This is a genomic window from Corynebacterium sp. USCH3 (genome assembly GCF_037619475.1).
Taxonomy (GTDB): domain Bacteria; phylum Actinomycetota; class Actinomycetes; order Mycobacteriales; family Mycobacteriaceae; genus Corynebacterium.
Genome location: NZ_JAQPZT010000001.1, coordinates 624699 through 638364, shown reverse-complemented (window position 1 = coordinate 638364; position 13666 = coordinate 624699). Strand labels below are relative to the sequence as shown.

The window sequence follows — 13666 nt, the reverse complement described above, 5'->3', positions numbered from 1 at the left end:
GTCCCCGGTCGCGTCAGGCTAGTCCCGGTTACGCTCCGGGGTCGCAGGATCACCGTCCGCGTCCTCGTCGCCGATGTCGTCGGCACGCCCGTCGGGTGTCCATCCGTCGGCCCATTCGCCGGAACCGTAGTCGTAGCCGACGTCGTTGCCGTCCTCGTCGGTGCGCCGGTACCAGTCGGTGACCTTGTCCGCGGTGGAGTCGAAGTGAGCACCGGCGCCTGCACCGTCCTCGGTCCGGGCGACGGAGATCTCGAAGTCGTCACCGTGCTCCTGCATGCCCTTGACCACGGCATTCTGGATCGCGGAACGGGCGTAGTCGCGGCGGATTGCGGCCGGGTCCGTGGAAAGGTCCTTCACGAATGCGACAGCCAGGACGATGAGCACCACGGAGAAGGGGATGGCGATGAGGATCGTCAGGTTCTGCAGGCCTGTCAGCGCGGTCTCCCCACCGGTGAGCAGCATGACCACGGCGATGCCCATCATGCACAGGCCCCAGAAGACGATGACGAGTTTGCGTGGGGACGGATTACCCCGCTCGGACAGCGTGCCCATCACCAGTGACGCGGAGTCTGCCGAGGTGATGAAGAACACCGCCAGCACGAAGACGATGATGAAGGGGGTGACCGAGCTCAGCGGGAGGTTGTCGAACAGGGCGAACAGCACCTGCTCGGGTGAGGAGTCACCGTTGACGCCGTCACGCCCGTCCTGGAAGAAACTGATCGCGGTGCCACCGAAGATCGTGAAGGCGAGGATCAGGATGAACGTCGGTGCCAGGGTCGTCACCAGCGCGAACTCGCGGATCGTGCGGCCACGGGAGATCCGGGCGATGAACAGACCGACGAACGGTGTCCACGCGATCCACCAGGCCCAGTAGAAGGCGGTCCACACCGACTGGAACTCCAGGGTGTCGTCACCCCAGGACAGTGAGCGTCCCATCATGTCGAGCATATTGTCGGCGTAGGCCATGATGCCCGAGGGCACCAGGTTGAGCAGGAACAGTGTCGGACCGAGGATGAAGGTGAACAGGACGAGACCGAGGGTCAGTGAGATGTTGAGGTTGGACAGGTAACGGATACCGCGGGCGGCACCGGAGACGGCACTGAGGATGAAGCAGACGGTGAGGAACCCGATGATCATGATCAGCACGGTGTTGGTGACCCGGGACGCCCCCGAGACGATCTGGATGCCCTCGCTGATCTGCAGCGCGGACAGCCCCAGGGTCGCCGCGGTGCCGAAGAGGGTGGCGATGATCGCCATCATGTCCACGAGCCTGCCGGCGATGCCGGAACTCTGCCGCTCCCCGAACAGTGAGCGGAAGGCCGAGCTGAACAGCGAGACCCGTCCGCGTCGGTAGGAGCTGTACGCCAGGGCGCCGCCGACCATCGCGTAGAGTCCCCAGATCGCCAGGCCCCAGTGGAAGTGCGCCTGGGCGAGACCACGGTGCAGGGCTTCGGGGGTCTCCGGGTCGGAGGTGTGCGGCGGCGGGTCCATGTAGTACGTCAACGGCTCAGAGGGGCCGAAGAAGAAGATGCCCACGCCGAGGCCGGCACCGAACATCATCGCGATCCAGGCGAAGCGGGAGAACTCCGGCTCCTCGTCGTCGGTCCCCAGCTTGATCTGCCCGAAGCGCGAGAACGCGAGGTAGAGCATCAGGACAACGGCGGAGACCATCACCACGTTGAGGAGCCAACCGACATTCTTGATCGCCCAGGCGAACATCGTCGAGGACACGTCCGACACCGATGAGGGACTGGTGACGCCCCAGGCGATGAAGGAGAGGATGAGCGCCGCTGTGATGAAGAAGACGACCTTGTCCAGGCCGAACCGGTTGCGCTGGTCGTCGACGCTGATACCGGGGACGAGCCCGGGATGCATGTCATCGGGGTAGAGCGCCGGTTCTGCGTCGGATTGTGCGTCGGAACGTGCGGCGTGGTCTGTGATGGAGGGGTCGGCGGCGGGTGTATACCCGTCGGGCGACGTGGGTTCCGGGGATTCCGGCACGGAGTCATTCCGTTCTCCGACCGGGGGTTGCAGAGCAGGGGGTTCCGCCGGACGGGGTAGGTGTCAGTTCGCCGGGACATGTTACGGGACGTCCAGGCGAAAGGTGGAAGGCTTCGGCGGTCCGGGTCTTCGTCAGCGTGTCCGTCGGGCGGCTGCCACGGCGACGAGGACCACGGCGATACCGACCGCCGATCCGATCACCGTTTCGGCGATCCGTGCGATGAGCAGTGTGCCGACCGGTTGCGGGTGGGCGAGGAAAACCATCAGCAGCGCCAGGGGGGTGATGAACACCAACGCCAGCGAGTAGTTCCGCAGGACGACCAGCTCGGCGAGGAACTGCATCACCACCACCCACACGATGATCTGCCAGGGTTCGCTGGGGAACGACAGCAGAAATGCCGCCACCCCCACGCCCAGGACCGTGCCGATGATGCGGTGCAGTCCACGCTCGACCTGCTGGCGGCGTCGTGGTGCCGACAGCGGGACGACGGCGGCGACCTGCGCCCAGTAGGGCGAGGCGATGCCGGTGAGGGATGCCACGGCACCACCGAGCAGCGCCGCAGTACCGTAACGGCTGAACTGCCGGACCTTCTCAGTACGCGGGAAGGACGGTGGAGCCGGAACAGTGTTCCCGGTGTTCGCTTCCCCGGCCCACCGGGACAGCCAGCTCAGCAGGATGCACCATGACGCCGATCCTCCCGCGATCGCCAGCGCGGTCCACGGGGATGCGGTGACGGGTGCTGACGCGACCGCTGTCGTGGCGAAGACAGTGAACACCGCGCCGGCGGGTCTCAGGTCGCGCACCATGATCACCGTCGCTGTCACGGCGGCGACGAGGGAGCCCGCCAGCACCGTGACGGCGGCGTGCATCGCGTCCGTCCAGGTGAGCGCCAGCCGGGCGATCACTGCTCCGAGTGCCACGCAGACGGTGAGCATGACACCGATGAGGGCTTGATGACGGAGGCGGATGCGGGTGGGGGCGTAGCGCCCGTAGATCGAGGTGAAGGCCCCGAACGAAGCGAACAGCGACCACTCGATCCGGTCGGCGAGCAGGAGTACGACGACCGGCACCGCCAATGACAGTGACACCCGGACGGCCGGCACCAGGTCCCTGTTGCCCGGCGCGACGGTGAGGATGCTGCGGGCGGTGGCGCTGAGATCGGCGCGGCCGTACCGGAGCTTAGGGTGGATCAAGCCCCCTGCCAGACGGTGTCGAAGGGTGTGTTCGCGGTGACGCGGTGTTCGATGCCTCGGGTGACGAGGTCCTTGGAACGCTGGACGGCCTCGACGATGTCGGTGCCCTTGGCCAGCTCCGCGGTCAGCGCGGCGGCGACCGTGCAACCGGCACCGGAGACACGCTGCTCACCGATCTTCGGAGCGGAGAAACGGGTGATTTCATGGCCGTCCCACAGCACGTCCACGGCCTCGTCGCCGGGCAGTTCGACGCCACCCTTGGCCAGGACGTAGGGGACGTGCTCTCCGATGCGACGGGCGGCCTCCTCGAGCTCCTCGATGGTGCTGATGCTGTCCATCCCGGACAGGGTCTGGGACTCGAAGACGTTCGGGGTCACCACCGTCGCCAACGGCAGGATCTTCTCCCGCAGCGCGTTGTCGGTGTCCAGTGCCGCGCCGGGTTCCTGCCCCTTGCAGATCAGCACCGGATCGACGACGAGGTTCCTCCAGCTGCGCTCGGCGAGCTTCTCGGCCACGATGTCGATGGTCTGCGGGGTTCCCAGCATCCCGACCTTCGCAGTGCTCATCGTCTCCACCGGATGGGTGGCCAGCGCTGCCTCGAACTGCTCGGCGATGATGTCGGGATCCACCGGGTGGAAGCGGTGGGCCCAATTGTTGTTCGGGTCGAAGGCGACGATGCAGCTCAGCGCGCCGACGCCGTAGACACCCGACTGCTGGAAGGTCTTCAGGTCGACCTGGATGCCGGCGCCGCCCGTGGCCTCGGAGCCGGCGATGACGAATGCGATGGGAGGTGTGTTCATGGGACCAATCGTAGGGGAGATGGGTGGACGCGCGGCAGCATGGGTGCCGAGGCGCGGAGGGCCGTCAACCGCCCGACGTCCCGACGGAGGCGGGGAGGCATCGGACGTCAGGATATCGCACCAGATAAGATAATGATGCATCTAAAAGTCCAGGTCGCAGTTGCATATTGCGCTTAAGTGGTGCGATATGTGCCCGGTTGCTGGTGGACGCCCCGTCAGGACACCTCCAGCGGTCCTCTCGGGATGTCGAGGAACTCGTGGAATTAGGGTAACCGGAACGCCACCGTCCCCCGGGCCGGGGAGTGGATGATGTCCCTCTCGATCAGGGCGGCCAGCACCCTGGACAGTGAGGCCACCGGTTTGCGCAGTTCCGCACGCCGCCGTCCCACCTACTGTCGGTAGTCGCCCAGAAAGTTACCGAGCCGTTCCATCGCTGTGGCGAGCACCTTCTCCTCCGGTAGGAGGACGATGCGCAGGTGGTCCGGGGTCGGCCAGTTGAAGCCGGTGCCGTGGACCAGCAGAATGTGCTCACGTTCCAGCAGGTCCATGACCAGTCTCTCGTCGTCGCGGATGTCGTGGACTCCCGGATCCAGGCGGGGGAAGGCGTACAGCGCGCCACGCGGAGTCACGCAGCTCACGCCGTCCATGCTGTTCAACGCAGTGTCCACCACGTCCCGCTGACGGGCGAGCCGCCCCTCAGGTCCGGTGAGCTCGGCGATGGAGCGGTCGGCATTTCTGCCCCCACCACCCAGCGCCGCGACCACCGCGTGCTGGCCGGGGACATTGGGGCACAACCGCGTCGACGCCATGAGATCCAACCCGTGCAGGAAGTCCGCGGCGTGGTCCTGCGTGCCGGTCACCACCATCCATCCGGCACGGTAGCCGGCCAGACGGCTGCTCTTCGACAGGCCGGAGTACGACAGCGTCAGCACATCCGGGGCGACCGCGGCAAGGTGGGTGTGGACTGTCCTGTCATAGGTGATCTCGTCGTAGATCTCGTCGACCAGGAGGGTCAGCGAGTGTCGTCGGGCGATGTCGGCGATGCCCTCCAGGATGTGCCGGGGGTAGACCGCACCGGTGGGGTTGTTCGGGTTGATCACCACGATCGCCGTGGTGCGCCCGGTGATGCGGGACTCCATGTCAGTCAGGTCCGGGTTCCACCCGTCATCCTCGTCGCAGGTGTAGTGCACCGGGGTACCGCCGGCGAGGGTGACCATCGCGGTCCACAGCGGGTAGTCGGGTGCGGGGATGAGGACCTCGTCGCCGTTGTCGACGAGGGCCTGGCAGGTCATGGTGATCAGTTCGCTGACGCCGTTGCCGAGGTAGACGTCCTCCCGGCGCAGCGCGGGGAACCCGGCGACCGCGTCGTACCGGGCGATGACCGCGTCCAGCGCGGCGGGGACGCCGTGGGAGTCCGAGTATCCGTGGGAAACCGGGAGGGCCCGGGACATCTCCGCGGTGATCTGCGGGGAAGCGGTGAAACCGAACGGCTGCGGGTTCCCGATGTTGAGCTTGAGGATGTCGGTCCCCGCGCGTTCCATCTCTGCGGCACGTGCGGCGACAGGGCCACGGATCTCGTAGAGGACGTTGCGGAGTTTCGAGGACTGGCGGACGGTCTTCCGGATGTGGGTCATGGTTGTCCCTTCATGTCGGGGTGGGATCGGGATGGTGTGTTACGTGCGCGGACAGCCGTCGCCGCGCAGGCGATGACGAGCAGACCGCTGAGCATCGTGGGTACGGTGACGTGTTCCCTCAGCAGGAGAGCGGCCCAGGCGATGCTCAGCAGTGGTTGGATCAGCTGCACCTGACTGACCTGGAGCATGGGTCCGAGCGCGAGACCGCGGTACCAGGCGAAGAAGCCCAGGAACATGCTCACCACGCTGAGGTAGGCGAAGGCTGCCCATGCCTCGGTATCGGCAGCGGCCCAGTCCGCCCAACCGGCCCGGAAGTCAGGTGCACTCGCCACGGCGAGGACCGTCATCACCGGTAGCCCGAGTACCAGCGCCCAGCAGATCGTCTGCCAGGAGCCGAGGTCGCGGGAGAGCAGGCCTCCCTCCGCGTAACCGACGGCTCCGGTGGCGACGGCGGCGAGAAGAAGGAGGTCTGCGGCGTGGAGAGCTCCTCCGGTTCCGCCGTTGTGCAGCACACCGGCGGTGGCCGCCGCGACTGCGCCCAGGGCGGCGGCGCACCAGAATCTGGTGCCGGCGCGTTCGCCCGTACGCAGGACGGTGACCACGGCGGTGGCGGCGGGCAGGGCCGCGATGACCACGGCACCGTGGACGGCGGGGACGTCCTGCAGCGCCAGTGACGTACAGACCGGGAAGCCGACCACGACACCGCCGGTGACGAGGCTGAGGCGCAGCCACTGCCGGGCGCGGGGGAGTCGGCGGAACTGGCCGGTCGAGAGGAGGACGGCACCCGCCAGAACTCCGGCGACGACGGCCCGTCCGGTGCCGGTGAACACCGGGGACAGTCCTCCGGTGACGGCGACCCGGGTGAGCGGCACGGTCAGGGAGAAGGCGAGGACGCCCAGGGTGCCCCACCGCAGACCGGGAGGGAGTATCGGTGGACCGCTGTCGTCGGTAGCGCTACTATGATTGTTCATGTCTCAGAGTAGCAGTGCGCGTCTTGTGGAGGAACTCCGTGGGTGGGTCGTGGGCCACGCCCCCGGAACGAGACTCCCCGCGACCCGTGCCCTCGTCCGGGACCACGGGGTCGGGCCCGGCACGGTCCAGACAGCACTGCGTACCCTCACCGCCGAAGGCCTGGTGGACACCCGGCCGGGCGTCGGCACCTTCGTCGCGGCGGGACCGACGGGGCGGCGGCTCCGGCCCGCCGACTACTCCTGGCAGGCCGGGGCCCTCGGGGCCGCCTCGACGGCCGGCACCGCCGTCGCCGCTACAGCGACGCCCGGCAGCGGCGACGACGGTCCGCTGCGCCCCACACCCGAGGACGCCGTCAGCCTGCACAACGGCTACCCCGACCGACGGTTGCTTCCGGAGAAGCTCGTGCGTCAGGCGCTCGTCCGTGCCGCACGCAGCGACGTGGCGGTCGCCGCAGCTCCGCGTGCGGGGGTGGCGGAACTACGCCAGTGGTTCGCCCGTGAACTCGGTCGGCACACTCCCTCCGGGACGACACCGGCCGCAGCGGCCGACGTCACCGTCCTGCCCGGTACCCAGTCCGGGCTCGCAGCGATCTTCCGTGCGGTCGCGTCCCCCGGTGCTCCTGTCGTCATCGAGTCACCCACCTACTGGGGCGCGATCCTCGCCGCCGGCGAATCCGGGGTGACACTCGTCCCGGCCGTCGGCGGGGGCGACGGGCCCGAGCCCGTCGAGCTCGACCGGACTCTCGCCCGCACCGGGGCACGCGCCTTCTACGCCCAACCACGCTACGCCAACCCCACCGGAACCACCTGGTCACCGACCCGGCGTCGCGAGATCATCGACGTCCTGGCGCGCCACGGCGCGTTCCTCATCGAAGACGACTGGGCGCACGACTTCGGCATGACCGAGGACCCCGAGCACGCGCCACTGGCCGCTCAGGACGACGCGGGGAGGGTGATCTACCTGCGCTCCCTGACCAAGAGCGTCTCCCCGGCGTTACGGGTGGGCGCCGTCATCGCCCGGGGCCCCGTGGGTGAACGGATCCGGGCCAACGTCACCGCCTCGGCCATGTACGTCAGCCCGCTGCTCCAGGTGGCGGCCCTGGATGTCGTCAGTCAACCGGCCTGGCGCACCCACCGGGCGTCGCTACGGGGCCAGCTGCGGTCCCGACGTGACCTTCTGGTCGACGCGGTCCACACGCACCTTCCGGAGGCGGTGCTCTCCGGGGTTCCCGGCGGCGGGCTCAACCTGTGGGTGCGGTTGCCCGACACGACCGACCTGCACCGTCTCGTCGTGGACTGCGAGCGCGCCGGGGTGATGATCGCGTCCGGCAACGGCCTGTTTCCCGCCGAGCCCACAGGAAAATTCATCCGTCTCAACTTCGCCGGACCTGACCCCGGACGCTTCGACCCGGCGGTCAGGACGATCGCCGAGGTGCTGGCACGTTGTTGCTGAGCTGGTCACTGAGCTGTTCGAGGACCTGTGCCACACCGTCGTCGTTCGCGTACGCGGTCACCTCGTCGGCGGCGGCGAGAGCCGCCGGATCGGCGTTGGCCACGGCCACGCCCCGTCCGGCCCACCGCAGCATGTCGACGTCATTCACCCCGTCGCCGAGCGCCAGCACCTCGTGGGCACCGATCCCCAGGCGGGAACACAGTCGGGCCAGGCCGGCGGCCTTGGACACACCGGCCGCCATCACCTCCACGAACGGGGCACCCGAGAGCGTGATCTCCACGTCGTCGAGCGCGCGGACCTGCTCGGCGACCTCGTCGAACAGGGCAGCGGCACGCACCGTCGGATGACGGAAGACGAGTTTTCCCGCCGGTGCCGACACCAGCCCGGCAACATCCGTCCGTTCCATCGACGCGGGGTCGCGGCTGTGGTCGACGGCCGACGCCAGCGCGGCGTAGTTGTCCTCGGCGAGGAACCGGGCCCCGCAATCCCGCACCGTGGCGAAACAGGTTCCGGGGACGCGAGCGAGGACAGTCGTGATCACCCGGGTGAGTGACTCCGGTGCAGCCTCGAGGCTGAACAACACCTCGCCACTGCCCAGGTGTACACCGCTGGCACCGTTACCGCAGACCGCCCAGCCGGCGAATCCGGTACGCCCGTTGACGGCGTGGACACCGCGGACGTTGCGGGCGGTGGCAGGCACAACCAGCACACCCGCCGCCCGGACGGAGTCCAGTGCGGCGACAGTGCGGTCGCTGACCGACCTGTCGCTCCGCAACAGGGTGTGGTCCAGGTCGGTGGCGACCAGCCGGACCAGAGTCATTCCGGTGTCACTCCGGCACGTCGCCGGGAACCAGTGTGCCGAGCTCCTCGCCGTCCTGCCCCCGGACAGTGAGCGAGCTGTCGCCCAGTTCGACGGTGCTGACGCCGAGCAGCCACTGCGACCAGCCGTCACCGCAGGCCATCATCGTGGTCGGGAAGGGTTCCACCGTGGCGGTGGTGCCGTCGACGGAGTAGGTGGTGGTGATGCCGTTGCAGGCGTCGCTGCCGGTGATGCCGCCGTCGCCGTCAAAGCTCAGGTAGCCCCTGCCGTCAGGGTCCACCCACGTGCCGCTGAAGTCGCCGGGGGTGGCAGGGGGAGTATCAGTGGGCGTGTCTGCGGGGGTGTCGGTCACGGTGCGAGCCTCCGAAGTCTGGGTTGTCGGGGATGCGTCCTGGTCATCGGCATCGCCACAGGCGGTCAGGCCCAGCGTGAGCGCCAGGGCGGCGCAGGCGACGGCCGTGCGTCGTGCCCGCATCAGAAAGCCGGGCGGAGAACGCCGAGGACACCACCGTCGTCACCGTGGACGACGAGGAGGGCACCGTAGTGGTGGATGGTCGACACCCCCTGCAGCCACTGACTCCACGGCCCGGTGCAGGCCATCATCGTGGAGACGAACGGGTCGACGTCGGCGACGTTGCCGGAGACGGTGTAGGACGAACCGACGCCGTTGCACCCGTCCGTCCCCGAGATCCGCCCCTGGTCGAACGTGACCTTCGCGCCGCCGGCGGGATTCGCATCGACCCAGGTGCCGGTGAACGGGACGGCGGGGAGAGACGGGACAGATGAGCCGGGGATCCCCGGCTGCGCGGCAGCGGTCGGGATACCGACCAGGCCGACAGCGGCCAGGGCGGCGACGGCGCCGGTGAGAACCTTGCGTGTGAGGGTCATGACGTTCCACTCCTTGGTGGGGTCGGTGAGGCTCGCTTCTACTGCCCGCTCCATCGCCGCCCACTGGCGGGACGTTAGCCGGTGATCTCGTCCAGGGCATCGTCGCGCAGGAAGTCCCCGGCCATCTCGACAGCCGGCCCGGATGAGTCCGCTCCCTCGATGAAGACACAGAAGGCCAGGTCGCCGACGCTGCCGACGAACCAGCCGTGGGCGTCCCCCTCGCCGACCTCCGCGGTACCGGTCTTGCCCCCCAGTCCGTCGATGTCGCTGAGCGAGGAGGCGGTACCGGAGGACACCGTCTCCCTCATCATCGACCGGAGGGCGTCGACGACGTCCGGGGTGAGGGGGTCGGGTGCCCCGTCCTCCCGGTCGCTGGTGGTCTCCTCCCCCTGGATCACCGACGGGGTGACCATGGCACCGTTGTTGGCGACGGAGGCCTCCATGAGTGCCAGGCCGAAAGGCGAAGCGAGCACCTCGCCCTGTCCGATCGCCGACTCGACCCGCGCGGCACCGGGTTCGGTGACCGGCACCGAACCGGTCATGCTCGTCATCCCCGGTGCGTCGAAGTCGACACCGACCCCGAGCTGCGCTGCCGTGTCCTTCAGGTCCGACGGTTCGAGGTCGCGGGAGATCAACGCCTGGGTGGTGTTGCAGGATTCGGCGAACGCGGTGTGCATCGGCACGGTCCCCAGGTCGAAGTCATTGTCATTGGGGATGACCCTGCCGTCGACCTCGATCTCCGCGGGGCACTCGACCTGCTCGTCCGGGCTGACCGTCCCGCGGGTGAGAGCTGCGGCGGTCGTCACCGTCTTGAACGTGGATCCGGGAGGGAACTGGCCGGTCATCGCCGGGGTGCCCTGACCGTCTGCCGCCGCATTCTGCGCGGAGGCCACGAGACCCCCGGTGGACGGATTGATCGCCACGATCGATGCTGCGCGGTCTTCTGCGTCGAGGGAGTCGAGGGCTCGTTGCGCCGCTGCCTGGACCCCCATGTCCATGGTCGTCCGGATCGGATCAGAGCGCTCGGGGTTCTCACGTCCCAGGACCTCGCCCTCCAGGCCCTGCTCCTCGTCGCCGGTGGTGGTCAACGTCCATCCGGCGGTGTCATCGAGGCGCTTCTCCCAGTACGTCCGTACGTCAGCGTCGACCGGGGACGACGTCCCGTCCGAGGACAGCAGGCGGCCCTCCTCCCGTGAGCTCACCCCGGCGATGTCGTCGAGGGCGCCTGTGACGTCCGCGGCATCGTCCGGACGCAGCGAGAACAGCGCGGTGCCGTCCTCTCCTGCCTCGGTGATCTGTGCGGCGATGTCGTCGGCGTTGATGTCGTCGATCGCGGGTCGTACCGCGTCAGCGATCGCGGAGGCCTGCTGATCGGGTGCCATCCCCTCGGTGGTGGTCGCCGTGAAGACGGTCACCGTGGTCCAGGACATCTGGGTGTCGTTGCGGGCGTCGAGGACGGGAAGGTCGTAGGTACGGTCGTCGGAGTAGGCCACCGTCGTTTCCGGAGTGAGCGACGAGGCGAAGATCCGTGGGTCCCAGGCCACGGGGTCGTTGCCGCCGTCTGTGGTGGACAGTGAGCCTTCTGAGGTCACCTCGTCGCCGGAGGGGACGGTCCAGGTCGTTGTCGTCGTCCCGTCGTCGATGTCCAGGTGCACCGCGGTCTCGCCGGTGGATTCGTCCAGGCCGGTGAGGTAGCGCTCCGCGGTGTCCGGGTCATCGGTCTGCGCGGCGGCCCCGGCCCAGTCGCCCTCGTTGACCAGGCTGATGAAGTCGTCGGTGGGGGAGTCGCTCCACGGCATCGAGCATCCGCCGAGCAGGAGAGCGGTGGACAGGATTGCTCCGGTGGCGGGCAGGACGGTGCGACGGACGGGTGTTCTCATGGCTCCAAGTTCACCGTCCACGGTCCGTGGATGCAAGCGTTCCGGACAACAGGGTAGTTTCTGTGTCAAACGGGAGTGCCGGTGATCCGACCTCCCGCAACCCTTCCAGACCCTTCCAGGAGGCCACCGGACATGATCGAGAACGACTTCTACACCGCACAGACCCAGGGGCCCTACCAGACCGCGTCCATCGGACGGCTCGACCTCGAGGACGGGGGAGTGATCGACGACTGCTGGCTGGCCTACGCCACCGCCGGCACCCTCAACGACGACAAGACTAACGCGGTCCTCATCCCCACCTGGTACTCCGGTACCCACGGGACGTGGTTCCAGCAGTACATCGGTCCCGGGCATGCACTGGACCCGGCAGAATACTTCATCATCTGCGTCAATCAGATCGGCAACGGCATGTCCGTGTCGCCGAGGAACACCGAGGACGACTCCATCGCGATGTCGTCGTTCCCGGCCGTGCGGATCGGCGATGACGTCGTGGCCCAGCAGCGTCTGCTCGCCCAGGAGTTCGGCATCGAGGAGCTTTTCGCGGTCGTGGGTGGGTCGATGGGGGCGCAGCAGACCTATGAGTGGATCGTGCGTTTCCCGGACAGGGTCCACCGTGCCGCCGCGATCGCCGGGACGGCACGGAACACCCCACACGACTTCCTGTTCACCCAGACCCTCAACGAGGCCATCGAATCCGATCCCGGCTACGCCGGGGGAGAGTACACCTCCCACACTGACGTCGCCGAGGGCCTGCGGCGGCAGTCCCACCTGTGGGCCGTGATGGGCTTCTCCACCGAGTGGTGGAAGAAGGAGGCATGGCGCGGACTCGGTCTCGACTCACCGGACGCTGTGCTGACGGACTTCCTGGATCCGCTGTTCATGTCGATGGATCCGAACACGCTGCTCAACAACGCATGGAAATGGCAGAGGGGAGACGTGTCCCGGCATTCCGGCGGCGACCTTGCCGCAGCACTTGCCCGGGTAACCGCCACGACGTTCGTGATGCCGATCAGCGAGGACATGTTCTTCCCGGTCCGTGACTGTGCCGCCGAACAGGAGTTGATTCCCGGCAGTGAGCTCCGGGTCATCGCTGATGACGCGGGACACCTCGGTCTGTTCAACATCAGCCCGGACTTCATGGACCAGGTCGACGCGAACCTCACCGACCTGTTCTCTCGATAGAGGACCCGCACACCGCGGCACCGGAGAATGTCACTGGAGAAATGAGAGGGCTGTCGGTGCGGTGTTCAGGACGATGACCACCCCGACGATGCCCACCGCCCACGAGAATGCCCCCGCCGCGCCGCGCACACTCCAGTCGTGGACGCGGGCGAGCAGACCGTCCAGACGGGCGCCGCCCACCAACCGTGCCACCGCCAGAACCGCGGCCGGAACGACCATGACGACACAGTAGGCAGCGAGAACCGCCGCCGACCGTGCGAGGCCGGTGCCGCTGTCGACGATGATGCCGATCGCCGCCAGATAGGGGACCATGGTCGCCAGTTCCGCGAGGCCCGCCAGTAGCGCCAGCCCCGTCAATGCCCGGTAGCTGGTGCTCGCCCCGCGGACCCGCTCCGACCACCGGCGTGCACCGGCCTCCGGGTCGCCACCGCGGCGGCGGATAGCTTTCGGGTCGATCCGGAACGACCACACCACCAGAACGACACCCAGGACGGCATACACCGTCATCGCCCCCGACGAGGTCAGTGTGTCACCGAAGCGTTCGAGCAGCGGGAGGGCTCCGGCGGTGAGCGCGACGCCCACCGCCCAGTAGAAGACACCGATGACCGCCAGATAGTAGAAGGTCGCCGCGACGACTTTCCGGGCGCTCCCACCGGCGCCGCCGCTGACGACGAGAAGCAGGAGCGGCACGACGAGAGTTCCGATGCTCGTCGAGTCGACGAGCGCCAGGACAGTCAGGGACACGTAGCTGAGAGAGTCGGGGAGAGAATCCATGTGCTGGATCATGCTCGGGCGGGCGACCGGGCGATCTCCTCCATCGGTAGGAGATTTCAGGTCAGCGTC

General features: G+C 68.0%; 13 protein-coding genes. 2 read left to right on the top strand and 11 right to left on the bottom strand.

Annotated elements, in window-relative coordinates; all coding sequences use genetic code 11:
* Nucleotides 1-18 precede the first annotated feature (18 nt).
* The 6 genes from PQI66_RS03015 to PQI66_RS02990 all read right to left on the bottom strand — a co-directional run bounded on the left by PQI66_RS03015 (nucleotide 19) and on the right by PQI66_RS02990 (nucleotide 6600).
* Nucleotides 19-1875: a BCCT family transporter gene (locus PQI66_RS03015; RefSeq protein WP_339996017.1), complete on the bottom strand. Its 1857-nt coding sequence runs from the start codon at nucleotides 1873-1875 to the stop codon at nucleotides 19-21.
* A gap of 258 nt (nucleotides 1876-2133) precedes the next feature.
* On the bottom strand, nucleotides 2134-3195 hold the full coding sequence (locus PQI66_RS03010; protein ID WP_339995884.1) for an FUSC family protein: 1062 nt from the start codon (nucleotides 3193-3195) through the stop codon (nucleotides 2134-2136).
* The gene (gene thiD, locus PQI66_RS03005) at nucleotides 3192-3995 is read right to left on the bottom strand and encodes a bifunctional hydroxymethylpyrimidine kinase/phosphomethylpyrimidine kinase (protein ID WP_339995882.1); all 804 of its coding nucleotides are present in this window, start codon (nucleotides 3993-3995) and stop codon (nucleotides 3192-3194) included. The genes PQI66_RS03010 and thiD overlap by 4 nt, the downstream gene beginning before the upstream one ends.
* A 263-nt stretch (nucleotides 3996-4258) precedes the next feature.
* Nucleotides 4259-4384, bottom strand: a complete 126-nt coding sequence (locus PQI66_RS03000) for a hypothetical protein (RefSeq protein WP_339995880.1) — start codon at nucleotides 4382-4384, stop codon at nucleotides 4259-4261.
* Nucleotides 4385-5629 (bottom strand): pyridoxal phosphate-dependent aminotransferase, encoded by a 1245-nt coding sequence (locus PQI66_RS02995; protein ID WP_339995879.1) that lies wholly within the window; start codon nucleotides 5627-5629, stop codon nucleotides 4385-4387.
* Entirely contained in the window at nucleotides 5626-6600 is a 975-nt protein-coding gene (locus tag PQI66_RS02990) for a DMT family transporter (protein ID WP_339995877.1), read from the bottom strand. Before PQI66_RS02990 ends, PQI66_RS02995 begins: the two co-directional genes overlap by 4 nt.
* On the opposite strand from PQI66_RS02990, the gene PQI66_RS02985 reads away from it, so the two are divergent.
* Nucleotides 6599-8053, top strand: a complete 1455-nt coding sequence (locus PQI66_RS02985) for an aminotransferase-like domain-containing protein (protein ID WP_339995876.1) — start codon at nucleotides 6599-6601, stop codon at nucleotides 8051-8053. The genes PQI66_RS02990 and PQI66_RS02985 overlap by 2 nt on opposite strands.
* Here PQI66_RS02985 and PQI66_RS02980 read toward each other — a convergent pair.
* The 4 genes from PQI66_RS02980 to PQI66_RS02965 all read right to left on the bottom strand — a co-directional run bounded on the left by PQI66_RS02980 (nucleotide 8016) and on the right by PQI66_RS02965 (nucleotide 11641).
* Nucleotides 8016-8873 carry an HAD family hydrolase gene (locus PQI66_RS02980; protein ID WP_339995874.1) on the bottom strand — a complete coding sequence of 286 codons (858 nt, stop codon included), beginning with the start codon at nucleotides 8871-8873 and terminating at the stop codon, nucleotides 8016-8018. The two genes, PQI66_RS02985 and PQI66_RS02980, sit on opposite strands and share 38 nt — an antisense overlap.
* A 7-nt stretch (nucleotides 8874-8880) precedes the next feature.
* Nucleotides 8881-9348: an META domain-containing protein gene (locus PQI66_RS02975; RefSeq protein ID WP_339995873.1), complete on the bottom strand. Its 468-nt coding sequence runs from the start codon at nucleotides 9346-9348 to the stop codon at nucleotides 8881-8883.
* On the bottom strand, nucleotides 9348-9761 hold the full coding sequence (locus tag PQI66_RS02970) for an META domain-containing protein (protein WP_339995872.1): 414 nt from the start codon (nucleotides 9759-9761) through the stop codon (nucleotides 9348-9350). Before PQI66_RS02970 ends, PQI66_RS02975 begins: the two co-directional genes overlap by 1 nt.
* Nucleotides 9762-9835: 74 nt before the next feature.
* The gene (locus tag PQI66_RS02965; protein ID WP_339995871.1) at nucleotides 9836-11641 is read right to left on the bottom strand and encodes a penicillin-binding transpeptidase domain-containing protein; all 1806 of its coding nucleotides are present in this window, start codon (nucleotides 11639-11641) and stop codon (nucleotides 9836-9838) included.
* A gap of 132 nt (nucleotides 11642-11773) precedes the next feature.
* On the opposite strand from PQI66_RS02965, the gene PQI66_RS02960 reads away from it, so the two are divergent.
* Nucleotides 11774-12823: an alpha/beta fold hydrolase gene (locus PQI66_RS02960; RefSeq protein WP_339995869.1), complete on the top strand. Its 1050-nt coding sequence runs from the start codon at nucleotides 11774-11776 to the stop codon at nucleotides 12821-12823.
* A 30-nt stretch (nucleotides 12824-12853) separates the two neighbouring features.
* Here the strand turns inward: PQI66_RS02960 and PQI66_RS02955 are convergent, their stop codons facing one another.
* Nucleotides 12854-13597: a GAP family protein gene (locus PQI66_RS02955; protein WP_339995867.1), complete on the bottom strand. Its 744-nt coding sequence runs from the start codon at nucleotides 13595-13597 to the stop codon at nucleotides 12854-12856.
* Nucleotides 13598-13666 lie beyond the last annotated feature (69 nt).

Excerpts from the sequence above, each read along its gene's own strand:
- PQI66_RS03015 (WP_339996017.1), bottom strand. The coding sequence starts at position 1,875 with ATGCATCCCGGGCTCGTCCCCGGTATCAGCGTCGACGACCAGCGCAAC.
- thiD (WP_339995882.1), bottom strand. The coding sequence starts at position 3,995 with ATGAACACACCTCCCATCGCATTCGTCATCGCCGGCTCCGAGGCCACG.
- PQI66_RS02995 (WP_339995879.1), bottom strand. The coding sequence starts at position 5,629 with ATGACCCACATCCGGAAGACCGTCCGCCAGTCCTCGAAACTCCGCAAC.
- PQI66_RS02985 (WP_339995876.1), top strand. The coding sequence starts at position 6,599 with ATGTCTCAGAGTAGCAGTGCGCGTCTTGTGGAGGAACTCCGTGGGTGG.
- PQI66_RS02990 (WP_339995877.1), bottom strand. The coding sequence starts at position 6,600 with ATGAACAATCATAGTAGCGCTACCGACGACAGCGGTCCACCGATACTC.
- PQI66_RS02980 (WP_339995874.1), bottom strand. The coding sequence starts at position 8,873 with ATGACTCTGGTCCGGCTGGTCGCCACCGACCTGGACCACACCCTGTTG.
- PQI66_RS02975 (WP_339995873.1), bottom strand. The coding sequence starts at position 9,348 with ATGCGGGCACGACGCACGGCCGTCGCCTGCGCCGCCCTGGCGCTCACG.
- PQI66_RS02970 (WP_339995872.1), bottom strand. The coding sequence starts at position 9,761 with ATGACCCTCACACGCAAGGTTCTCACCGGCGCCGTCGCCGCCCTGGCC.
- PQI66_RS02965 (WP_339995871.1), bottom strand. The coding sequence starts at position 11,641 with ATGAGAACACCCGTCCGTCGCACCGTCCTGCCCGCCACCGGAGCAATC.
- PQI66_RS02960 (WP_339995869.1), top strand. The coding sequence starts at position 11,774 with ATGATCGAGAACGACTTCTACACCGCACAGACCCAGGGGCCCTACCAG.
- PQI66_RS02955 (WP_339995867.1), bottom strand. The coding sequence starts at position 13,597 with ATGGATTCTCTCCCCGACTCTCTCAGCTACGTGTCCCTGACTGTCCTG.